A 22,080-nucleotide genomic window follows, 5' to 3' on the forward strand; every position below is an offset into this window, starting at 1 on the left:
CGAACTCAACCGCTTGGCCCCAGCACTTTTCAGAACCACCAACGCTTCGACGGAGGAAACGATGGACCACACTCAGAAGTTTTACATCGACGGCACCTGGGTAGACCCGATCGGCTCGAAGACGCTCGAGGTGATCAACCCGGCGACGGAGAAGCCGATCACCACAATCGCAATGGGCAACGAACAGGACGTTGACGTCGCAGTCACCTCCGCACGCAAGGCGTTCGACAGCTTCGCGTCGACCACCCCGGCCGAGCGCATCGCCCTGTTGGAGAAAATCATCGAGGTGTACAAGCGGCGCATGAAGGACCTGGCGGTCGCCGTCACCAGCGAGATGGGAGCGCCCACCGGCCTCGCGGAGGCGGCTCAGGCACCGGCAGGTCTCGGGCACTTCACGGCGACGCTCGACGCCCTCAGGGACTTCACGTTCGAGGAAAAGATCGACACCACGACCGTGGTGCGCGAGCCGGTCGGCGTCTGCGCCTTCATCACCCCCTGGAACTGGCCGCTCAACCAGATCGTCGCCAAGGTGGCACCCGCCCTCGCAGCCGGATGCACGATGGTGCTCAAACCGTCGGAGATTGCGCCCCTCAACGCGATCATCTTCGCCGAGATCCTGGACGAAGCCGGTGTTCCCGCGGGCGTCTTCAACCTCATCAACGGTGACGGCCTGACCGTGGGAACGGCACTGTCCGCGCACCCCGCGGTCGACATGGTCTCGTTCACCGGGTCGACGCGGGCCGGCGTCGAGGTCGCCAAGAACGCGGCACCGACGGTCAAGCGCGTCGCCCAGGAACTCGGCGGCAAGTCGGCGAACATCGTCCTCGACGACGCCGACTTCGAAGACGTCATCACCCGCGACGTCACCGCAATGGTGGTGAACTCGGGCCAGTCCTGCAACGCCGGATCCCGCATCCTCATCCCCTCGAATCGCATGAACGAGGCTGTCGAGATCGCAAAGAAGGCCGCGGCCACCATCGTCGTCGGAGCTCCGGATGCGGAGGGCACGACTGTCGGTCCCGTGGTGTCGCAGGCACAGTTCGACAAGATCCAGGGACTCATTCAGAAGGGCATCGACGAGGGCGGGACGCTCGTCGTCGGTGGCACCGGCCGCCCGGACGGGTTGCAGGAGGGTTACTTCGTCAAGCCCACCGTCTTCGCCGACGTCACCAATGACATGACGATCGCGCAGGAGGAGATCTTCGGGCCGGTGATGATGTTCATCGGCTACGAAGACGAGGACGACGCGGTGCGCATCGCCAACGACACGCAATACGGGCTCGCCGGCATGGTGTCTTCCGGAAACCCCGAACGTGCGCGGAGGGTCGCACGGCGGATGCGGACCGGAATGGTGCACCTCAACGGTGCCCCGCTGGCCGCCAATGCACCGTTCGGTGGATATAAGCAGTCCGGCAACGGCCGTGAATTCGGCAAGTTCGGTTTGGAGGACTTCCTCGAGGTGAAGGCCATCTTCGGGGACAACCAGAACTGACACCCCCCGCGGGAGGTCGAGCACTCGGCCCACGGGGCTCGGCCTCCCACACCGGTTGTGCTCTGTCGATTCGGAAAGGCTCCACGCTATGCAGATCGGGCTTATCGGGCTGGGAAAGATGGGCTTCAACATGCGCGAACGGCTCCGCCGTTCGGGAACCGAAGTCCTCGGTTACGACCCACACGTCAACAGCTCCGACGTGTCGTCGATTGACGCGCTCGTCGAGGCACTCCCCTCACCGCGCATCGTCTGGGTGATGGTTCCGGCGGGTGGGCCGACACGGGAGACAATCACGCACCTGTCACAGGCGCTTTCTCCGGGCGACCTCGTCATCGAAGGAGGCAACTCCCGCTTCAGCGAGGACATCCACCACGCGAAAGCGCTCGACGCGCACGGGATCGGATACATCGACTGCGGTGTTTCCGGCGGAATCTGGGGTCTCGAGAACGGCTACGCGTTGATGGTGGGTGGAGCCGAGGAGCACGTCGACAGGGCGATGCCCCTCTTCGACGCCCTCCGCCCCGAAGGCCCCCGCAGCGAAGGATTCGTACACGCGGGACCCATTGGAGCAGGACATTATTCAAAGATGGTGCACAACGGGATCGAGTACGGCCTGATGCAGGCCTACGCGGAGGGTTTCGAACTGCTCAAGGCCACGGAACTCGTCGAGAACGTCCCGGCAGTCATCGAGGCCTGGAGCCGTGGCACCGTCGTGCGATCGTGGCTCCTCGACCTCCTCGTACGCGCCCTCAAAGACGATCCGGAGTTGTCCGGGATCTCCGGGTGGACCCAAGACTCCGGCGAAGGCCGGTGGACCGTCCAAGAAGCCATCCGCAATGCCGTTCCGGTACCGGTCATCTCGGCCGCACTCTTCGCCCGGTTCGCCAGCAGGCAGGAGTCCTCACCGTCGATGAAGGCGGTCTCCGCCCTGCGGAAACAGTTCGGAGGACACTCCACGAGCAGCGCAGACGCTGCCCTCGATCAGGTGAAGGCTGCGGCCCGGTGACGGTGAGCCGCCGGGAGAAGCCGGACCGCAATCTCGCCCTCGAACTGGTTCGCGTAACGGAAGCAGCCGCGATGGCCGCCGGACGCTGGGTGGGACGGGGCGACAAGATCGGCGGCGACGGCGCCGCAGTCGACGCAATCCGGCAGCTCATCAATTCCGTATCCATGCGCGGAGTCGTCGTGATCGGCGAGGGCGAGAAGGACCACGCCCCCATGCTCTACAACGGCGAGTGCGTCGGAACCGGCGACGGTCCCGAATGCGACGTCGCGGTCGACCCGGTGGACGGCACTACGATGATGTCCAAGGGAATGTCCAACGCCATCGCCGTGCTCGCGGTATCCGAGCGCGGAACGATGTTCGATCCGTCTGCGGTGTTCTACATGGAGAAGATCGCAGTCGGTCCCGATGCCGCCGACGTCATCGACATCACCGCGCCGGTCCACGAGAACATCCGGCGTGTGGCACGAGCGAAGAAGTCGTCGGTCTCGGACGTGACAGTGGCCGTACTCGACCGGCTCCGACACGGCGACCTCATCAACACCGTGCGAGACGCCGGAGCCAGGGTCCAACTGCTGGCGGACGGCGATGTCGCCGGCGCCATCGCAGCCGCGGATCCACGCTCGGCGCCGGACATGCTGCTGGGGATCGGCGGCACCCCCGAGGGCGTGATCGCAGCAGCGGCCCTGCGCTGCATGGGAGGCGCGATCCAGGGCCGGCTCGCACCCACCAACGATGCCGACCGCCGGCGAGCGATCGACGCGGGCCACGACCTCGACCGGGTGCTGCATACCGAGGATCTCGTCTCCGGAGACAACGTCTTCTTCTGCGCGACGGGCGTCACCGATGGTGACCTGCTCCGCGGGGTGCGTTACGCCGCCGGCGGAGCCTCCACCCAGTCGATCGTCATGCGATCCAAGTCCGGCACAGTCCGGATGATCGACGGACGACACAGTCTGAACAAACTCCGTGAGTACTCCGCGGTGGACTTCCACGGCTGACGAACCACTTCGTACACACACAGAAATGCAGGAAACGCACATGACCGCAGAACTCAAGCTCGGATACAAGGCCTCGGCGGAACAGTTCGGCCCACGTGAACTGGTCGAACTCTCAGTGCTCGCGGAAAGTCATGGACTCGACAGTGCCATGGTGAGCGACCACTTCCAGCCGTGGCGGCACAAGGGTGGCCACGCCCCGTTCTCCCTGGCGTGGATGACGGCCGTCGGTGAGCGGACCACAAGGATCCGGCTCGGCACGTCGGTTCTGACACCGACATTCCGATACAACCCCGCGGTCATCGCGCAGGCGTTCGCCACGATGGGCCTGCTCTATCCCGGACGGGTGATGCTCGGGGTCGGCACCGGTGAGGCGCTCAACGAGATCGCGACCGGGTTCGAAGGCAATTGGCCCGATTTCAAGGAACGCTTTGCCCGCCTGCGCGAATCCGTACAACTCATGCGCGAACTGTGGAAGGGCGGCCGGGTCGACTTCGAAGGTCAGTACTACCGCACCACCGGCGCCTCGATCTATGACGTTCCCGTAGAGGGCATTCCGGTGTACATCGCGGCAGGCGGTCCGGTCGTCGCCCGCTACGCCGGACGTGCAGGTGACGGATTCATCTGTACCTCCGGCAAGGGCATGGAGCTGTACAACGACAAGCTGATGCCGGCCGTCGCCGAGGGCGCGCAGAAGGCCGAACGGAAAGTCGAGGACATCGATCGTCTGATCGAGATCAAGATTTCCTACGAGACTGATCCTGCACAGGCGCTGGAGAACACCCGATTCTGGGCGCCGCTGTCCCTGACACCCGAGCAGAAACACGACATCACCGACCCGATCGAGATGGAGGCCGCCGCGGATGCGCTCCCCATCGAGCAGGTCGCGAAGCGGTGGATTGTGGGTTCCGACCCGGACGAAGTGGTCGAGGCGATCAAGCCCTACATCGACGCAGGGCTGAACCACCTGGTTTTCCACGCTCCCGGTCACGATCAGAAGCGCTTCCTCGAGTTGTTCGCGCGTGACCTGGCACCCCGACTGCGTAAGCTCGGCTAACTCTCCCCAGCCGTCACCGCACCGTCCAGCCAGACACTGCGGTGACCGTCACCGCACTCGTCCAGCCATAGACAGTGCGGTGACCGTACTGCGGCGCACCAGGTGTTCGGCCTACGAGTGGTTGGAAATTCCACCCACTCGCCTGGGCCGTACGTCGCCATCGCCTGGTGCGCCGCTGTACGACTTTCACCGAGACCTGACTACGTTTGCAGCAGAGCCGATCCAGTCGCTCGACCAGCATGAAGACCAAGGAGACACGTGAAGAGTGTGGGCGTCATCGGCGGCGGAACAATGCGGGCAGGGATAGCGGAAGTAGTTGCACGAGCTGGTGATTCAGTGACCATCTTCAAGCGCGACATCACCTCGGCCAATGCCGCAGCGGACCGTATCCAGTCGTCCCTTGCCCGTTCCGTCAAGTCGGGACGACTCGACAACAACGCCTCGGCGGACACCTTCGCGAGAATCAACGTCACACTCGGTATCGAAGACTTCGCGAACCGCAACCTCGTGATCGAAGCCGCTCCCGAGATCGAAGCCATGAAGCTCGACTTCTTCCGCACCCTCGACGACGTCGTCAGTCCATCGGCAATTCTGGCAACAAATACCTCCGCTATTCCGGTTATCCGGCTCGCAAACGCCACCCGAACCCCGGGCGGGTGATCGGCGTCCACTTCTTCAACCCGGTGCCCGTCCTGCCGCTGGCCGAGATCGTCGTCAGTCTCTCCACCGCAGAGCACGTTGTCGACCAAGTCACTACCTATGTGCAAGAGCGGTTGGGGAAAAGAACCCTCCGCTCGGGGGACCGGGCAGGTTTCGTGGTCAACGCCCCGCTGATTCCGTACCTGGTCAATGCGATCAGGATGCTGGAATCGGGGTTCGCCAGCCGGGAGGATATCGACGAAGGCATGACCAGTGGCCGCGCCCATCCTCTTGGACCTCTGACACTGTGCGACAGAATCGGCCTCGATGTCGTACTCGCGATCACCGAATCGCTGCACGCTGAGTTCCGCGAGCGACAGCACAGCCCGCCGCCGTTGCAACAGCGAATGGTCGATGCGGGTCGTCTCGGTAAGAAGACGGGCCAGGGTTTCTACTCCTACACATAGTCCAGACCGCTCGTCGACGAATGGGCGGCCAGAATCAGTCCCGAAACCGGCAGCAATCGAGAGCCCACTTCCCCAACTCGCAACAGGAGACTTCTGCCCGTGTCGATCACAGACGACATCCACGTCCTCACGCAACCGGTTCACCCCGCCGACTGGACCGAACTGGACACCAAGGCCGTCGACACCATCCGGGTGCTCGCCGCCGACGCGGTGCAGAAGGTGGGCAACGGCCACCCCGGCACGGCCATGAGCCTCGCCCCCCTCGCCTACACGCTGTTCCAGCGGGTCATGCGCCACGACCCCACCGACGCCGACTGGATCGGCCGCGACCGCTTCGTCCTGTCCTGTGGACACTCCAGCCTCACCCTGTACATCCAGCTGTACCTCGCCGGTTACGGCCTCGAACTCGAGGACCTCGAGTCGCTGCGCACGTGGGGTTCGAAGACCCCTGGCCACCCCGAGCACGGCCACACCCGCGGCGTCGAGATCACGACCGGTCCCCTCGGACAGGGACTGGCCTCCGCCGTCGGCATGGCCATGGCCGCCCGCCGTGAGCGCGGCCTCTTCGACCCCGAGCCCGCGCTCGGCGACAGCCCGTTCGATCACCACATCTACGTCATCGCGTCCGACGGCGACATCGAGGAAGGCGTCACCTCCGAGGCCTCCTCGATCGCCGGCGTCCAGCAACTCGGCAACCTGACGATGATCTACGACGACAACAAGATCTCCATCGAGGACGACACCGCCATCGCGCTGTCCGAAGACACCGCCGCCCGCTACGAGGCGTACGGCTGGCACGTGCAGGTCGTCGAGGGCGGCGAGAACGTCGTCGCCATCGAGGAGGCCCTGAACAAGGCCCGCGAGGTCACCGACAAGCCGTCGATGATCCTGCTCCGCACGATCATCGGCTACCCGGCCCCGAACAAGATGAACACGGGCGCAGCGCACGGCGCCGCCCTGGGTGCCGACGAGGTCGCCGCGGTGAAGACGGCGCTCGGCTTCGATCCGGACAAGACGTTCGAGGTCGCCGACGAGGTCATCGCGCACACCCGCAAGGTCGTCGAGCGTGGTGCGCAGGCGCACAAGGAGTGGCAGGCCCAGTACGACGAGTGGACGCAGCGCGCCCCCGAGGGCAAGAAGCTTCTCGACCGCCTGATCGGACGCGACCTGCCCGCCGGCTGGGCCGACGTCCTGCCGACCTGGGAGCCCGACGCGAAGGGTCTCGCCACCAGGAAGGCGTCCGCCGCCGTGCTGAACGCCGTCGGACCGGTTCTCCCCGAACTGTGGGGTGGCTCCGCCGACCTCGCCGAGAGCAACAACACCACCATCAAGGGCGCCGACTCGTTCGGTCCCGCGTCCATTTCCACCAGCATGTGGAACGCGGAGCCCTACGGGCGCACCCTGCACTTCGGTGTCCGCGAACACGCGATGGGCTCCATCCTCAACGGTATCGCCCTGCACGGACCGACCCGCCCCTACGGCGGCACCTTCCTCGTCTTCAGCGACTACATGCGACCCGCCGTCCGGTTGGCCGCGATCATGAAGACGGCGGTCACCTACGTGTGGACGCACGACTCGATCGGCCTCGGTGAGGACGGACCCACCCACCAGCCGATCGAGCACCTCGCCGCGCTGCGCGCCATCCCCGGCCTGTACGTCGTGCGGCCCGGTGACGCCAACGAGACCGCCCACGCCTGGCGTGCCGTCCTGGAGAAGGGCTCCGACGAGGCCACCCGGGCCCCCGCCGGTCTCGCGCTGACCCGTCAGGACCTGCCCGTCCTCGAGGGGACCAGCTACGAGGGTGTGTCCCGCGGCGGTTACGTCCTCGCCGACGCCTCGACCGGGGCGCCGGAGGTGGTGCTCATCGGCACCGGCTCCGAGCTGCAGCTCGCCGTCGCCGCCCGCGAGGCCCTCGAGGCGGACGGCATCCCCACCCGCGTCGTGTCCATGCCCTGCGTCGAGTGGTTCGACGCCCAGGACCAGGCGTACCGCGACGGCGTGCTTCCCCCGACGGTCAAGGCCCGGGTCGCCGTCGAGGCCGGCGTCTCGATGCCGTGGTACCGCTTCGTCGGCGACGCCGGCGAGATCATCTCCATCGAGCACTTCGGCGCGTCCGCCGATTACAAGACCCTGTTCCGCGAGTTCGGCTTCACCGCCGAGGCCGTCACCGCAGCCGCACAGCGCTCACTCGCACATGCCAAACGCTCTCGGTACGCTCCGCCTCCGTTGACAAGCATTTCGACGGCCGCTACCAGAGCGAACTGACTGCGCAAACAACGCCCGCCGTACACGAACCGGCAATCCGTAGGTCCGCAAGCTATTGCGGCGGACCGGCACCTTCGCGCGGGGTGCGATGGCGTCGGCGTAATAGCCCCCCGAAACCGGTGATCGCCTCCAGTTCGGCGGTCAGCTGGATGTGAGCGAGCTCGTTTAATCACGATCTCCGGCGCCAAGCGGTGAGCGGATGCCCTGCGCCAGCCGTGCCGGCTTCACGTCCGAGGTATCGCCACGGCACCCGCCCTTGTCGCAGCATGATGGCCGCGGGATCATCAGAGTGTTGCAACTTTCGCGGCGCGCATCTTTGCCTGAGCGTCATGGAAGGCTTGCTCGATCTCGCCCGAGATCCGGCCTCGGGACGACACATCGAGGCCCTCCCCAATCGCCCACACGCGAATCTCCTTGGTCGTCATCTTCATCGGGGCCTTGCTCGCCGCCGCCTTCTACACGTCCCCCTCGGCCCCCTGACCCAGTGGAAGGGGGGCGTGTGCTTCCCAACGTCATCGGCAACGCCGTTCTCGAACACGATCATCACCCACCTACCCCGTCGATGCCGGAACACGATGTGCCTGGGATCCGCGAAGCCATCTCACGCTTCCGGCCACACACTCAGGCTCTCCGGGCCGAAGCAGTCACCCTGGGTCAACTCTCAGGGCAGGTAGCGCGTTGTAGGCGTCCCAGACCTCAGCGCTCAGGCGCCCGTGATCGGAAACGGCAATGTCATGGGAACGGGCCCAGCCACGGACTTCGGAGGGGGCGGGATCGATGGGACGGTGACATAGGCCTCCCAGACCCCGGCACCGAGGCGTCCGTGATCGGAAACGGACAGGCCGTGGGCGCGGGCCCAGGCGCGCACCGCGGCAGTGGGCGGAGTCGGTGCGTCCGCGTTGCCGTTGTCTGTCGTGGAAGCGACGGCGCCCGGTGCTGCCGTCGTCTCGTCGGCCGTGTCCGCGCGGTGGGCAGTGTCCTCCTGGTCGGCGGTGTCTGCCTCGTCGGCGGTAGCGTCTGCTTCCGGCCCTATTGTGTGATGCCGATTACTCCTCACCGATTTCATTGAGTCTTCAATCAGAGTGTCGCTACCATTGACATCACACCTCGTCAGCCCTTGTTTCCGTGGCGAACGTGTGTGGAGGCACCCGGAGAACGGCGTCTCCGTCGTCCACCGATGTCGAGCCCAGGCATCAGCGCACCCCGACGACCCTGCACCGCAAGCCCGGGGGGCGCATCGCCGCCGACACCTGACCGGTACAGCCCGTGCCCGTTCGTATCCGCTGGGCGCGGCGGAACCCAGCGATCATGCGAGACGACGAGGGACCCTCTCGCACAACATCATCGGGTCCGCAACTGGTGTCCACCCAGTTTGTGCACCGCCCATGTCCGCTCCCCGCACCGCCTTCCGACCCACCACCGCCACGACCAATCCCGTGACCACCATTACCTGCACCCGACCTCCCAGCACATTGCGAAAGGACACCATGCCGACCAACCTCAGCGCCCGTTCCAAGGCAGTTCGCCCGCCGGGAACCACGCGCGCGCCCCAGCTATCCGCCGCGATCAGGCTCTTGACCGAGCGCCACGCGCACAGCGAGGACGCGGCCTTCGACGCCCTGCTCGACGACGCTCGACGCCACCACATCAGTCTCGCCGCCGCCGCCAAGAATGCCCTTGCCCGGCACATCCCGCAGTCGCCGGCGGAACCGGACACCCCGCTCGGCGGGGACACCGCACACCTCCCCCAGGGCACCGTCACCCTGAGTGATAGTCGCAGTGGCACAGCTAGCCTAGGTTCCTGAAGGATCGGAAGATGTTGGCTGGGTGCGCTGTTCAGTCGGCCAGGCAGCAGGCCTCGATCCCCGCGGCGACCGCGGTAGCCGGATCAACGTGCATTCGCCCGCGCACGCCGGTCGGCCGTGGCCGCGAGAAGGACCCGGTAATCGTCGTCACCGAGGAGGTCGCGGGAGCGTTCGATCTGATCCCACGTCCCCCGCACATAACTCTCCCCCAGCGGGTCATCGCCCGGAACATGCCCGAAGGTGTAGTCCCAGGCCAGAAGCTCCGCCATCATCCGGTCGTGGTCGATCCGCTTCGCCGCATGCTCGAGCAGCACCTCCCGAGGGGAGCGGTCGCGGGCCGCCGGATTCAACCGCAGCCGTTTCACGATCCGGCTGACCTCCGGTTGCGTGACGGCCAGATTCTTCGCGATCACCCGCTGCGGCACCTGACTGTCGGTCGCGTGCGCCACCGCGCGCAGCAACTTGATCTGCAGCAGTTCCTTCTCCGCCGGGATCGCCCGCAGATCACGCTCCACATCACCGGTCAACACCACCGATATCACCTCCAACTGCAGTTATACGAAAAGTATCACTACGGTTTATCCGCCATCGGTCCGTGGGCGTCGGTACAGTCACCCGTCCTCACCGACCCGTTACGGATCATCCACCGCCGTCACCCGCGATCAGTCGACTGAGGCCGCCACACGGGGATCCCGGCCCGGCCCCAAGAGAAAGCCGGCTTTCCGGACGTTTCCGCGTGGGCGCGGCTTGTGTGATGCCGGTTACTCCTCACCGATTCCATTGAGTCATCAAACAGAGCCTCTCTACAATGGACCTCACACTCTCGTCACCTCGGGTTTCCCCACGGCGACGGGGTGGAGGCAGCCACACCGGCGCCTTCCTGTCACCGATGTCGAGACCAGGCATCAGCGCACCGACCCGGCGACCTCCCGCCGCGGCCCCGTTGTGTACCGGCCGCGGAATCCTCGAAGTGCCCCGCCCGTCGTTGATCGTGCCTGCACGCCCTCCACGGCGCCCAGTGCAGTGCGATATGCCGAAGGGTACTGTCGCACAACACCTCCGAGATCGTGTCCGGTACGCAACCCCGATCACTGCACCCGCCGGAAAGACGATGACGAACACGTTTGCATCCCGACCGACCGCCCCCACCCCGGCCTCCGCATCGGACTGGCAGCACCGCGGATCCTGCCGCGGCACCGACACCGAGATGTTCTTCTCCCCCGACGGTGAACGCGGATACGCCCGCGCCCAGCGTGAACGCGCCGCCAAACAAATCTGCCAAGACTGCCCCGTGCTCACCGAATGCCGCACCCACGCGGTCACCGCCGCCGAACCCTACGGGATCTGGGGCGGACTGTCCGAAACCGACCGTAACCGCCACAAACGACGTGCCGCCCGTGATCGGCGGCAAACTAACCTCACCACATCACACTCGTCGGAACGCAACCCCGAAGGCCATACACAGCACGCCAGATGACAACCACCACGTGCGGAAGGGACATCCGCCACCGATCACGACAGCGACTCACGGCACGTTGATCGGGTCCGGAGAATCGTGTGATGCCACGATCACGGCGTCACTGGACGACCGAAACCGGGTGCGGCACTGGGTATGCGAATGGATACAATTCGACAGCCCACGCAACTACCTGGTGACGGCAGGGCCGGGCGCACCAACCCCCACCTCGTCGCCGTGAGCGAGCGAAAGCCGGCGCAGGACCACACCGAACGTCGCCTCAGCTCACATCGCCTCTGGTGGGGCCGGTTCGACGTCACCATCGTCGGCGAAGACCAGACGCCCGTCGTCGGCCGCGACAGCCCACCGACGCACCGGCGCCCACTCATGACCGCCGGCATCCGCTTCCGCGGCGAAATCGTCCACCACCACACCGAACACCCAATCCGAACCACCTCCACCGCCAGCAGCAGCCCGAACCCGGACGCGATCCCCCGGCACAATCCCCTCCTGATCCTTCGGTGCATCGGGCATGGACATGATTGTGGCACTCCCCCACAAACCAAGGCAGTAAGTCGCCACATCCCGCTCACCGAGCAAGACATAGGGAAACGGGATTCGCGCGAACGACCGGCCGATGTGACGGAGCAAGTGGGAGCCATCAGATTCGTTGTCGCTGGGCAGTCCGGTGAAGACGTAGGCGGCGGGGTTCTTCCCGGTCGGCCCGTGTGTGCGGTAAAGGGCTGCGGGTGACGATCCCGTCCCCAGGGCGACGCTTCCGTCAGGAGCCGCCGCTCCGCTAGTGGGACTTCTTCTCGGCGATCGCGGTCGCCGGGTGCACGGCGATCAGGCCGAGGCCTTGGCGTCGCGTGCACAGCCGCGCCAGCTCCCGATACGCGGCCTCACCGAGCAACGCGGTCAGCTCCGGCGCATACGACTGCCACACCGCCTTGGCGCCGACGTGCGCGTCCGGCGAGCCGGAGCAGTACCAGTTGAGATCCGCGCCGCCCTCACCCCAACCACGTCGGTCGTACTCGGTGATCGTCGTCTTCAGGACCTGCTCGCCGTCGGGTCGCTCCACCCATTCCTGGGTGCGCCGGATCGGCAGCTGCCAGCACACGTCCGGCTTCACCTCGAGTGGCTCGATGCCACGCCGCAGGGCCATCGCATGCAACGCGCATCCGATGCCGCCCGCGAAGCCGGGCCGGTTGAGGAAGATGCACGCGCCCTGGTGGCGGCGGGTACGTAGCGCTGGCTCGTCCTCGAGCTCGTCGTCCTCGATGTACCCCTTCTTCCCGAGACCTTGCTTCATGAACTGCCAGTCCTCGGCTCTGAGCAGCTTCACCGACTCGTGCAACCTCTCCACGTCCTCCTCGTCGGTAAAGAAGGCGCCGTGCGAGCAGCAGCCGTCGTCGGGTCGGCCCGCGATGATGCCCTGGCAGGCCGGGGTGCCGAATACGCAGGTCCAGTGCGAGAGCAGCCACGTCATGTCCGCGGCGATGAGATGCTCGGCGTCGTCGGGGTCGCGGAACTCGACCCATTCCCGAGCGAAGTCGAGCGCAACCTCGGGGCTGGGCGTCATCTTGTGCGCATGCCCCGGAATACCTGCTGTCACAAACCCCCACGGTAGTCGACCCACATAACAGTCAAGGACTGATCGGGTCCCCACCCGGGAACAACGATGCTCGGCCCGATTTCGCGCGGCCTCCCCCGGGCCGGCACCGCGGTCAGGAGAAGACTTCGTCCCCGATATCTCGGTGCACGAGTTCGAACCACGCACTGGTGCCGCCGTGAACGTGCGGATCCGGGTAACACAGGGCCAGGCGTTGCCCGTCGAATGCGGTGAACCATTCGTGCCAGGAAAGGTGCTCGAGTCCCGCGGTGCCGTGACCGGGGACGTCGATGCGCAGGACTCCGGCGCTGTTGGCGGTCGCGGTGTTGGCCAGCCTCGCGGGTGCGCCGTGGTGCGCTTCGATCCAACGGCGGATTTCTTCATGATCTGTGGTTATGTGGCGGTGTGAACTCTGCATGGTCATCGGGTCGACTCCTGGGTCACGCTCGCCCTGGGCTGGGAGTTTTCGGGTAGGTGAAATTCCCGGAGTACCCACATGGTCTGCGGACGAATCGAGCGGCAGGTCACGGCGCAGAATCGGACCTGCTCCCCCAGGACGTTGTTCAGGGAATCCTCTGCCGCGACGGGCAGGGGCATGGAGTGCCCCGAGTGTTCTCGTTACCCTGGTCGAGCCTTCGTGGATCGTTGGCCTCAATTGGTCCGCGGGTCTTCGCTCGACCAGGCGAGGTCCTTCTCCCGTCCACTTACGCAGTCGGTCCCGGCCACCGGACATGTGCGCTCGGCACATGGCGAAAAAGGCGGTCAACGCGTACGTCAGCAGTTGGCGGTGGAGTGGCCGACACGACTTCGTCGCGATGTCGATGGCCGACGGCGTACGACGGCTACGGCAGAACAGACTCGACCCCAGTTGATTTCAGCTCCCGAGTTCCCGGATGGGTGGGTTTCGGTCTCGTTACCCCGTCGCCTCCGCTGCAATATTCCGACCCCGGCGCACACGAGGTATTCCGGGCCTTGGGTCCGGTATCGGCGATGGTGTCGAAGACCCGGTCAGCCCATCGGAAGGCAAATCGAGCCCAGATTCAGTCCCGTTGACACGGTCACGGTCGTGCTGCCCTCCGAGGCTTTGAAACCGGCCGCTCCTGTGAATTTTGCGCCGACGACGTGCGCGCCCGGCGCGCTGAAGGTGTGGTTGGCGGTCGCGGTGCCGTTCGTGACGACGGCGGCGGGAGCGATCACGGTGGCGCCGTCCTTGAACTCCACCGTGCCGGCGGCGTTCGCCGGGATCACCGTCGCGGTCAGCGTGACCGGACAGGTGGTCGCGACGGTCCCCTGCACGGACACAGTCGTCGTGGTATCGACGTCAACCGCTGCGGCGGGTGTGGCCATGAGGACCATCGCGGTGGCAGCGGCGCCGAGTGTGAACATCGGAGCCCGGAACCGTCGCACCTGCCGCCGTCGAACGCGCATGCCCCGTCCTGCCGATCCCGAACCGGCACAAAGACTTGCGAAAGCGATCATGGCCGTACTCCTTCGATTCGCGCTTGGCATGAAACGCGAAGCGGACGACCACGCATCCGAAAGTGTCGGCGGCCGCCCGGGCCGCTGAATTCGACGCTACTCGCGGCAGGTCTTCGCCATCAATACCCCCACAACAAACCCCGTGGCCGCCAGAATTGTGGCCCACACCGCCTTCCGTGATTCACCGAGAGGTGGGGGCGTCAACCCGATCGGGAGCTCACCCGCCCCGTGCATGCCGGGGTCGCCCGATTCGCGCGAGCAGCACTGGCACAGCACATTCGGCGCCCGCGACACGCAGTTCACCGGTGCGCCACGCCACGCGGGATCGACCATCCCCGGCCCTGGATCACCCCGGGGGATCTTCACACGTTTTGATCAGTCGTCCATTTTCCTTGTTGATCACTCCCCCACCCGAATTGGTCATTCGTTCAGTGCGAAAAGGGGCGGCCAGTTGTCCGATCCTCCCGTGTGAAAGAAGCCCAGATGCGGGGTCGATAATGGGCAAGACCGTTCAATTGGGAGGGCACGGTGAAGCCCGGAAGCGTCGTCCCCGCGAGGTCCAGTGCGGGGTTTCGGGGTGCCCGTTGCCGCTGTCGTGGACCGACCTCAGCAAGCGGTGCTGACCTGCCGGTACTCCCTTCTCCGTCCGCGTCACAGGAACCGCCCGCCGGCCGCAGCGTGGCGGCGATAGCAGGTCGTCGTGGCCGGGAAGCGCGGGCGAGCCCACCACACCGCTAGTCGGGTGCCGATTGTCGGCGGACCGTCGGCGAATCCGCTCACACCAGCCTCGGTTCGACGGTGAGCCAGACGTCGTGACTCCGCGTGCCCGAATCGCCGCTACCATCGCATGTCATGGGAGTCGTCACCGCGGCACAAGCGCTCGGCCGCCCCCACTATCGGCTCGCGCGGATCCCCTTCGACCTGTTCGAGGACACCGTGATGCCGGTGCTCTTCGACAACGGAGCCCCGGCCCGGCTGGCGTACCAGTGGGTGCTGATCGAGTGCGACAACGCCGCCGCAGTTCTCCTCGACGATGCCGCCGCAGTTCTCCTCGACGATGCCGCCGCGGCCACCCACGCACAGCGATTGCGGCAGCGCAGTACCGCCGTAGGGTACGCCCTGCCCGTCGGCAACGGCAGAGCGTCCATGCGACCGACGCCGCCGCCCTCGATCGGACTCCCGGATCTACCGGGCGACTGCCCGCCGGGACGTATCCCGCAGCGGTGGGTGATGGTGGAGGTCGAAGAGGCATACATTCACTGCCGCAAGCACATTCCCGCATGGAGTCCGTTCCGCACCACCGGGGCTGGGGAACCGACGACGCGAAACGCACGGGCGGTGACTACTTCGACGCGAAAGACACCCAGCGATACGACAGAGCGGCGGCGACCGCACCGCCCGAATCGACTCCGGCGTTGCCGTCGAGGTGTTTCTGACATGGGCGCGAAGCATCTCCTGCTCGGGCGCCAGCGAATCACACCCTTCACCTGCTGGAGGGGCAGCGTGACGACTGACAGCAGACCCCTCGTTCAGTCCTCCGGCTTCGGTGCCACCACGAAGTCGTAGGGCGCCATCGGGCCGACGAGGCGCATGGTGACCCGGTCGTCCCAGCGCGCGGCCAGGTCGCCGACCGTCTGTTCGAGTTCGTCTTGCCGGTCCACCTCGAGCAGGACCGCGATCTGGACGGCGTCCTCGTCGTGGGTGGGTTCGCGAACGGTCATGGTGTCGGTCAGCGGCGCCAGAGCGTCGAGAGCGGTGCCGGTGTCCGTCTCCCGCTTGGCCGCTAAGGTGTTGCCGATGATCTCCCCCAGCGCCATCCGGGCATCGCGGGTCAGTTCCTCGGGTTGCTCGCGGAGCGACTCGAGCAGGCTGGTGGCCTTCGGGTTCTCGTCGACGATCTCGCGGATGATGGCCTCCTCGACGTAGCGGCCCCTCACCAGGTACTGGGCGCAGCCCTCCAGTGCCTCGAGAGCGGAGGAGAACTCGTTCTCGTGTTCGGCGAGCAACTCGTTGATCACCGCGTCACGGTCGGACACGACGGCACCGAACCGCAGCGGCAGCACCGGGGCGACGCGCGAGGTGCCGTCCAGGATGCGGGCGTGGGCCCGCAGGTCCGCGGGGGTGCCGAGTCGTTGTGCCGGGTCGATCTCGCTGACCAGTGCCGCGATGTCGCCGTGGGTGACGATATCGATCGGCGCGTCGTGGATGCCGGTGGCGTCCTCTTCGGGTTGCACGTCGGCGGGCACGATTCCGTACACGTAGATCCCGACCGCCCGAGCGCCCTCGTCGTTGTTGTCGGCGGTGTCGGTGTCGGTGTCGGTATCCTCTGAGGAGGTCATTTTTGCCTCCGTCGGGGTGCGGGTTCGCGTTCGCTGCCAGATCCGCCGAGCAGCTCACCGAGTGTCTCCCCGACGCCCTCGAGGATGCCCTTGGTCTTGGATTCGGTGCTGCCGCTGCCCTTGACGTCGGAGACCAGGTCCGCGAGGCCCTTCGGTTCGCTGCCGATCGCGAGCCGGTTCGCCGCCTCCGCGAACCGCAGGTAGGTGTCGACACTGGCGACCACGATGCGGGCGTCGATGGTCAGCAGTTCGATGCCGACCAGCGAGACCCGCACATAGGCGTCGATGACCAGGCCCTTGTCCAGGATGGTGTCGATGACGTCGGCCAGGCTGCTCGAACTCGGACCACCTGCTGTGGTCATTGCTGCGCTCCTCACTTCCGGTTCCCAGGGGTTTTGCCTGGGCGCGCCGATCCCGACCGACCGCGAGTACCCCACCCACCGTCCCCCTGAACAGGGCCCCGCCCAGGGCTTTCGCGGGTCGGCGGGGTTTGCGCCGCCGACCGAGTGCGCACCGAGAACGCATGCACACGGGTGATCGTCGCGTACGAGGGGCACACGAGAACCGGCACGGCGTCGCCTCCGCCACCCGGACTCGGCCGGCCGCCATCGCGCACGAGGTGATCGGTCTCCCGAGTAGCCGACCCGAACTGAACAGCACCATCCGGACAGTCTTGGAACCCGCCCCCGTGCCCGGAATCCTAGGGCGATCCCGTCAGCCGGTCGATGAGCGCCTGTTCCTCCTCTTCAGCCGTGATGTCACCCCGGGCACGGGCCTCCTCGAGTTCCTCGAGCCCGCGGCGGATTGCCGCCGGATTGTGCATCTCCTCCTCGACCTGCCGTGGGATCAACTCCGCCAGCGAGATCACGCCCTTCACCGGTTGGAGTGGCAGCGTGACGATGAATGACAGCAGTCCCATGGTTCAGCCCTGCCCCGCCGGATTCGCGGTGACCACGAAGTCGTAGGCGGCCATGGGCCCGAGCAGCTTCACCTCGACCCGGCCGTCCCATTCCTCGGCCAGTGCTCCCACGGCCCTCTCCAGGTCGTCCTGCCTGTCCACGTCGGCGAGGACCGCCACCTGCACGGCCTCCTCCTCGTGCGTGGGTTCGCGGCGATTGACGGAGTCGGTGAGGCCGCCCAGGGCCTCGACCGCCTTGCAAGTGTCTTCCTCACGCTTGCCGGCGATCGCGTTGTTCACCAGTTCCCCGAGTGCCATCCGCGCCTGACGGCCGGCGTCCTCCGACTTGTCCCGGATCTCATCACGCAACCGCGCCGCCTGCTCGTCCTCCTCGAGGATCTCCCGCAGGATCGCCTGCTCCACATATCTGCCCTTGACCACGTACTGAGCCTTTCCCTCCAATTGTTCGAGGGCCGCCGCGAACTCGTCCGCATGCGCCGAGAGCAGTTCCTCCTTCACGGCGTCGGCGTCGGTGAGCACCGCACCGAACCGCAGCGGCAGCACCGGCGCCACCCGGGACATCCCGTCCAGCACGTTCGCGTGGGCACGGAGGTCTTCGGGTTTGCCGAGCGGACGGTCCACCGACATTCCGCTCACCAGGGCGGCGATGTCCCCGCCCGCCACGACGTCCACCTTCCCGTCCGCGACGCCGCTCGCGTCCTCTTCGGGTTCGACGCCGGCCGGGACGATGCCGTAGACGTACACTCCCGCCGTCTGCATCTTGTCCGACTTCTCAGCGTTCTCGCTCTTCTCTGTGTTCTCGCTCTTCTGGTTCTTCGTCTGCTCCGATGTAGCCATCACCTGTCACCTCGAGTCGACTTGCGCGACACTCGTTCCCGTTCCGGTTCCTCTTGCCCGCCCAGCAGGCCGCCGAGCTTGTCTTCGATGGCACTCTTCGTCTTCGACTTGGCGATCTTTTCCGTCCCACCCGACACCAGATCGGACAGCCCCTTCGGCTCGCTGCCGATCGCGAGCCGGTTCGCGGCCTCCGCGAACCGCAGGTAGGTGTCGACACTGGCGACCACGATGCGGGCGTCGATGGTCAGCAATTCGATGCCGACCAGCGAGACCCGCACATACGCGTCGATCACCAGGCCCTTGTCCAAGATGGTGTCGATGACGTCCGCCAGGCTGCTCGCACTCGGCCCACCCGCTGTGGTCATCCTCCTCGCTCCTCCCTGCCCCGCTTCGCCCCTCCCGCAACGCCGGGTGCGGGCTGCTCGTCGACGCGTGGCGGTACCGGTCGTTCCTCCGCCCGCTCTGCGTTCTCACCGCCGCCGCGCACAGCCCGCCCCTGTGGCATACCCGAGATGAAGACGAAAGTGCGGACTGCAGGAGTACCCGGAACGGCGGTGGGTTCTCTCGATCAAACACCGCAAGGGACTGAGCAATTCGACGAATACACCCCGCGCGAAACGGTGCGACCGGTCGACTCCCCGGGTACCCGACGGCGGCATCACCTGTCCTCTCGCGTGGACTTGCGTGAAACCCGTTCGCGCTCAGGTTCTTCCTTCCCGCCGCCGAGGAGGTCACCGAGTTTCTCCCCGGCCGCCCCGAGTGCACCCTGGGTTTTCGATTCGGTGTCGCTCTCGCCGCCGCCCCCGGCCAGGTCCGTCAGCCCCTTGGGCTCGCTGCCGATCTCGAGCCGATTCACCGCCTCCGCGAACCGCAGGTAGGTGTCGACGCTGGCGACCACGACGCGGGCGTCGATGGTCAGCAGTTCGATGCCGACCAGCGAGACCCGCACGTACGCGTCGATCACGAGGCCCTTGTCGAGGATGGTGTCGATGACGTCGGCGAGGCTGCTCGAGCTCGGCCCGCCGCTGACTCCTCCGCCGCCACCGCCACGACCTGCGGGTTGTATCGACGTCATCGCCGCGCTCCTTGCTTCGAACCGGCAGACTTGGCCGCCGTCTTGCGCGGGCGGGCACGGCGTGCCGGCGCCTTGTCCTCACTCGCAGCCGCTGCCTTGCGCGGACGGGCACGGCGTGCCGGAGCCTTGTCCTCACTCGCAGCCGCCGTCTTACGCGGACGGGCACGGCGTGCCGGAGCCTTGTCCTCACTCGCGGCCGCCGTCTTACGCGGACGGCCACGGCGCGCCGGCGCCTTGTCCTCACTCGCGGCCGCCGTCTTACGCGGACGGCCACGACGTGCCGGAGCCTTGTCCTCACTCGCGGCCGCCGTCTTGCGCGGGCGGCCACGGCGCGCCGGCGGCGGTGTTTCCTCCTCCTCCGGCTCCTCGTCCTCGTCCGTCTCTTCCGGCTCCTCGGGTTCCTCGTCCTCCTCCGGCTCCTCAGATTCGTCCGTTTCGGTGGGCTCGTCGTACTCGTCCTCTTCCGGTTCCTCGGCCTCGTCTGTCTCCTCTGGCTCCTCGGGTTCCTCGTCCTCCTCCGGCTCCTCAGATTCGTCCGTTTCGGTGGGCTCGTCGTACTCGTCCTCGTCGGGCTGCGCTTCGTCGTCGGCCGGTTCCTCGTCGTAGTCCTCGGACTCTTCGGGTTCGACTACCTTGCCGTCCCGGATTTCTCCGCGCCAGCCCTCGATCTCGTCGGGATGGAGGATCGACTGCGTCATGACGTGGCGTCCGAAGTGCTTCAGTTCCAGGCGCGCTCGTCGTCCCTGCGCCCGCCACAGGTTTCCCGTCCTCTCGAACAAACCCTTCGGGTGATATTCGAGGATCAGAACGATGCGGGTGAGATCGGGGGTCACCTCGTGGAACGTCACCGCACCATCGGGGTAACCCTTGGCGCCCTTCGACCGCCACACGATCCGCTCGTCGGGTACCTGCTCGATGATCGACGCTTCCCAGGTTCGGTGCGAGAGGAAGATCTGAGCCTTCCACTCGAGCTTCTCATCCGCCTCCTGCTCCACCCGCTCGACCTTTTTCATGAACGATGGGAAGTCGGCGAACTGGGTCCATTGGTTGTAGGCCAGTTGGACCGGGACCCCGACATCGATCGTCTCGACGATGTTGGTGAGCTTGAGTTTCTTACCCTTGCCACCACCACCACCGCCGCCGGTGACCGCATCCTTGAGGTCGGATGCCTTCTCCTTCACGGTGTCCGTCAGCCCGGACAGGGGCGACTTGCCGTCACCGTTCCCGTCGCTGTCCCCGTTGCCCTTCCTGTCTCCGTTGCCGTTGCCGTTGCCGTTGCCGGTGATCGCGGACAGCAGGGTGCCGCCGCCGCCCTCGGCGTAATCGTTGAGCCGGCCGGTGGCGCCCGCCACCTTGTCGGAGACGGCGGAGACCGCCTTGTCGGTCACGGTGCCGAGCAGGCCCTGCGCTGCACTTTTCAGTGGGGAGACCGACGCCGCCTTACCGGACGCCCCGGACACGTTCTTGCGCAGCGTCTTCGCCGCGCTGTCGAGATTCGCAGTCATCGCTGATCACTTCCGGGTCCGTCGTACGGGGGTGGAACTCGTGGTCGCCTTCGCACGCGTCCTGCGGACCCGCGCGAGCTCGTCGTCATCGCCGTCATCGCCGTCATCGTCGTTGGAGGACGACCGGGACCGGCGGGGCCGGGACGTGCCGCTACCCGAGGACCGGCGGCGCGGGGTGGGCCGCCGCCGAGCCCGGGGCTTGTCCTCGGTCTCCTCGTCCGGCTCCTCCCCCTCGCCCGGCTCCTCATCCGGTTCCTGGTCCGATTCCTCCCACTCGACCTCCGCGTCCTCGTAGTCGTCTTCGTCGTCTTCGGGTTCCTCGTCCCGGCGCCGCTTCGACTTCTTCCCGCCCGCGGTATCGCCGTGCCCGCCGAGCAGGCTCTCCCCGGACTGCAACCGGGAATTGAGCGAGTCGATGCGCTGACTGGCCGCGGTCACCGCGGCCGTCTTCGCCGCGTTCATCAGCTCGTGGCGGACCGTCTTGCCGAGCTTGGCGACCTCGGGGGAGTCGGCGAGTAGCTTGCGGCCCTCGTTGAGAAGACCCAACGATCCGCCGGAGGGAAATTGTCTGGTCGCCCCACCGGCGGCCAGCATCAACGCCAACTTCATCTTCTTCGTGCGGCCCAGCATGTATCCCGCACCGACGGCCAACGCCAGCTGAGATTTGGTGGTCATCGCCCAACCCCTTCGTCGAGTGAAAGTGGTGCACCTCGGCGCCGGCGGCGGTCTGTGAGCGGATCCTGCCCGGTGGGGGCGCATTCCGCCGACTACCCCAGGCCGGTGCTGCTCAATCGTTCACCGAACACATTCCCCACCCCTGCAGTCACCGAGCCAGACGATGTCGACGACCGCGTCGCGCACGGCGGGATGGGCGCAGGTCCCACAGTGTTGCTGCGTCTGCGACTACATTTCTCCGCCTCGCCCCGCACCCGCCGCCGGGTCCCGCGGGCCGGCGGCGGGTGCGGGTCACGGGCTCGGCCGGAAACCGGCGTAGCCCGCCCCGATCGGGGTACCCGCAAACTACGCTGCTCCGCGACCCGACACGGACCGTGGCAGCGAGTTCCGCTCAGGTCCGGCCTTCGAACCCCTCGGCCGCGGCGGAGCGCCCCGCCGCGCACGGACCGAGGCCGAG

General features: G+C 66.5%; 21 protein-coding genes and 2 pseudogenes. 9 read left to right on the plus strand and 14 right to left on the minus strand.

What is annotated here, in order from left to right; genetic code table 11:
• The first annotated feature begins 61 nt into the window (after nt 1-61).
• The 6 genes and pseudogenes from ACFTWF_RS24040 (at nt 62) to tkt (ending at nt 7,921) form a co-directional block, all read left to right on the plus strand.
• The gene (locus ACFTWF_RS24040; protein WP_378463676.1) at nt 62-1,492 is read left to right on the plus strand and encodes an aldehyde dehydrogenase family protein; all 1,431 of its coding nucleotides are present in this window, start codon (nt 62-64) and stop codon (nt 1,490-1,492) included.
• Nucleotides 1,493-1,547: 55 nt separating this feature from the next.
• Complete coding sequence (gene gnd, locus ACFTWF_RS24045; RefSeq protein WP_378463677.1) at nt 1,548-2,498, plus strand: phosphogluconate dehydrogenase (NAD(+)-dependent, decarboxylating); 951 nt, start codon at nt 1,548-1,550, stop codon at nt 2,496-2,498.
• On the plus strand, nt 2,495-3,496 hold the full coding sequence (glpX, locus tag ACFTWF_RS24050; protein WP_378463678.1) for a class II fructose-bisphosphatase: 1,002 nt from the start codon (nt 2,495-2,497) through the stop codon (nt 3,494-3,496). The genes gnd and glpX overlap by 4 nt, the downstream gene beginning before the upstream one ends.
• 40 nt (nt 3,497-3,536) lie before the next feature.
• Nucleotides 3,537-4,550, plus strand: a complete 1,014-nt coding sequence (gene fgd, locus ACFTWF_RS24055) for a glucose-6-phosphate dehydrogenase (coenzyme-F420) (RefSeq protein ID WP_378463679.1) — start codon at nt 3,537-3,539, stop codon at nt 4,548-4,550.
• A gap of 258 nt (nt 4,551-4,808) precedes the next feature.
• Nucleotides 4,809-5,656: pseudogene (locus ACFTWF_RS24060) on the plus strand (3-hydroxybutyryl-CoA dehydrogenase).
• 99 nt (nt 5,657-5,755) lie between these two features.
• The gene (gene tkt, locus ACFTWF_RS24065; protein ID WP_378463680.1) at nt 5,756-7,921 is read left to right on the plus strand and encodes a transketolase; all 2,166 of its coding nucleotides are present in this window, start codon (nt 5,756-5,758) and stop codon (nt 7,919-7,921) included.
• 284 nt (nt 7,922-8,205) lie between these two features.
• Here the strand turns inward: tkt and ACFTWF_RS24070 are convergent.
• A pseudogene (locus ACFTWF_RS24070) lies at nt 8,206-8,358 on the minus strand (histone-like nucleoid-structuring protein Lsr2); the annotation flags it as partial.
• A gap of 1,137 nt (nt 8,359-9,495) precedes the next feature.
• On the opposite strand from ACFTWF_RS24070, the gene ACFTWF_RS24075 reads away from it, so the two are divergent.
• Nucleotides 9,496-9,726, plus strand: a complete 231-nt coding sequence (locus ACFTWF_RS24075) for a hypothetical protein (RefSeq protein ID WP_378463681.1) — start codon at nt 9,496-9,498, stop codon at nt 9,724-9,726.
• 83 nt (nt 9,727-9,809) lie between these two features.
• Here the strand turns inward: ACFTWF_RS24075 and ACFTWF_RS24080 are convergent, their stop codons facing one another.
• Nucleotides 9,810-10,259: a hypothetical protein gene (locus tag ACFTWF_RS24080; protein WP_378463682.1), complete on the minus strand. Its 450-nt coding sequence runs from the start codon at nt 10,257-10,259 to the stop codon at nt 9,810-9,812.
• A 578-nt stretch (nt 10,260-10,837) separates the two neighbouring features.
• Between ACFTWF_RS24080 and ACFTWF_RS24085 the strand changes: the two genes are divergently transcribed.
• Nucleotides 10,838-11,203: a WhiB family transcriptional regulator gene (locus tag ACFTWF_RS24085; RefSeq protein WP_378463683.1), complete on the plus strand. Its 366-nt coding sequence runs from the start codon at nt 10,838-10,840 to the stop codon at nt 11,201-11,203.
• A 264-nt stretch (nt 11,204-11,467) separates the two neighbouring features.
• On the opposite strand, the gene ACFTWF_RS24090 is transcribed toward ACFTWF_RS24085, so the two are convergent.
• The 4 genes from ACFTWF_RS24090 to ACFTWF_RS24105 all read right to left on the minus strand — a co-directional run bounded on the left by ACFTWF_RS24090 (nt 11,468) and on the right by ACFTWF_RS24105 (nt 14,222).
• Complete coding sequence (locus ACFTWF_RS24090; RefSeq protein WP_378463684.1) at nt 11,468-11,722, minus strand: hypothetical protein; 255 nt, start codon at nt 11,720-11,722, stop codon at nt 11,468-11,470.
• 259 nt (nt 11,723-11,981) lie between these two features.
• Nucleotides 11,982-12,764: a hypothetical protein gene (locus ACFTWF_RS24095; protein WP_378463685.1), complete on the minus strand. Its 783-nt coding sequence runs from the start codon at nt 12,762-12,764 to the stop codon at nt 11,982-11,984.
• A 145-nt stretch (nt 12,765-12,909) separates the two neighbouring features.
• Complete coding sequence (locus ACFTWF_RS24100; RefSeq protein ID WP_378463686.1) at nt 12,910-13,218, minus strand: hypothetical protein; 309 nt, start codon at nt 13,216-13,218, stop codon at nt 12,910-12,912.
• Nucleotides 13,219-13,802: 584 nt separating this feature from the next.
• Nucleotides 13,803-14,222: an Ig-like domain-containing protein gene (locus tag ACFTWF_RS24105; RefSeq protein WP_378463687.1), complete on the minus strand. Its 420-nt coding sequence runs from the start codon at nt 14,220-14,222 to the stop codon at nt 13,803-13,805.
• A 903-nt stretch (nt 14,223-15,125) separates the two neighbouring features.
• On the opposite strand from ACFTWF_RS24105, the gene ACFTWF_RS24110 reads away from it, so the two are divergent.
• Nucleotides 15,126-15,839 carry a hypothetical protein gene (locus tag ACFTWF_RS24110; RefSeq protein WP_378463688.1) on the plus strand — a complete coding sequence of 238 codons (714 nt, stop codon included), beginning with the start codon at nt 15,126-15,128 and terminating at the stop codon, nt 15,837-15,839.
• Here ACFTWF_RS24110 and ACFTWF_RS24115 read toward each other — a convergent pair.
• The 8 genes from ACFTWF_RS24115 to ACFTWF_RS24150 form a co-directional block, all read right to left on the minus strand.
• On the minus strand, nt 15,803-16,612 hold the full coding sequence (locus ACFTWF_RS24115; protein ID WP_378463689.1) for a GvpL/GvpF family gas vesicle protein: 810 nt from the start codon (nt 16,610-16,612) through the stop codon (nt 15,803-15,805). The genes ACFTWF_RS24110 and ACFTWF_RS24115 overlap by 37 nt on opposite strands.
• Complete coding sequence (gene gvpJ / locus ACFTWF_RS24120) at nt 16,609-16,974, minus strand: gas vesicle protein GvpJ (protein ID WP_378463690.1); 366 nt, start codon at nt 16,972-16,974, stop codon at nt 16,609-16,611. Before gvpJ (ACFTWF_RS24120) ends, ACFTWF_RS24115 begins: the two co-directional genes overlap by 4 nt.
• A gap of 338 nt (nt 16,975-17,312) precedes the next feature.
• The gene (locus ACFTWF_RS24125) at nt 17,313-17,531 is read right to left on the minus strand and encodes a gas vesicle protein GvpG (protein WP_378463691.1); all 219 of its coding nucleotides are present in this window, start codon (nt 17,529-17,531) and stop codon (nt 17,313-17,315) included.
• 3 nt (nt 17,532-17,534) lie between these two features.
• Nucleotides 17,535-18,368 (minus strand): GvpL/GvpF family gas vesicle protein, encoded by an 834-nt coding sequence (locus ACFTWF_RS24130; protein ID WP_378463692.1) that lies wholly within the window; start codon nt 18,366-18,368, stop codon nt 17,535-17,537.
• On the minus strand, nt 18,368-18,733 hold the full coding sequence (gene gvpJ / locus ACFTWF_RS24135; RefSeq protein WP_378463693.1) for a gas vesicle protein GvpJ: 366 nt from the start codon (nt 18,731-18,733) through the stop codon (nt 18,368-18,370). Before gvpJ (ACFTWF_RS24135) ends, ACFTWF_RS24130 begins: the two co-directional genes overlap by 1 nt.
• 293 nt (nt 18,734-19,026) lie before the next feature.
• Nucleotides 19,027-19,443, minus strand: a complete 417-nt coding sequence (gene gvpJ / locus ACFTWF_RS24140; RefSeq protein WP_378463694.1) for a gas vesicle protein GvpJ — start codon at nt 19,441-19,443, stop codon at nt 19,027-19,029.
• Nucleotides 19,440-20,948 (minus strand): SRPBCC family protein, encoded by a 1,509-nt coding sequence (locus ACFTWF_RS24145; RefSeq protein ID WP_378463695.1) that lies wholly within the window; start codon nt 20,946-20,948, stop codon nt 19,440-19,442. Before ACFTWF_RS24145 ends, gvpJ (ACFTWF_RS24140) begins: the two co-directional genes overlap by 4 nt.
• 6 nt (nt 20,949-20,954) lie before the next feature.
• Nucleotides 20,955-21,623, minus strand: coding sequence for a hypothetical protein (locus tag ACFTWF_RS24150; RefSeq protein ID WP_378463696.1), 669 nt, complete (start codon nt 21,621-21,623; stop codon nt 20,955-20,957).
• Nucleotides 21,624-22,080: the final 457 nt, after the last annotated feature.

It is taken from the genome of Rhodococcus sp. NPDC056960 (genome assembly GCF_042674125.1).
Classification (GTDB): domain Bacteria; phylum Actinomycetota; class Actinomycetes; order Mycobacteriales; family Mycobacteriaceae; genus Rhodococcus_F.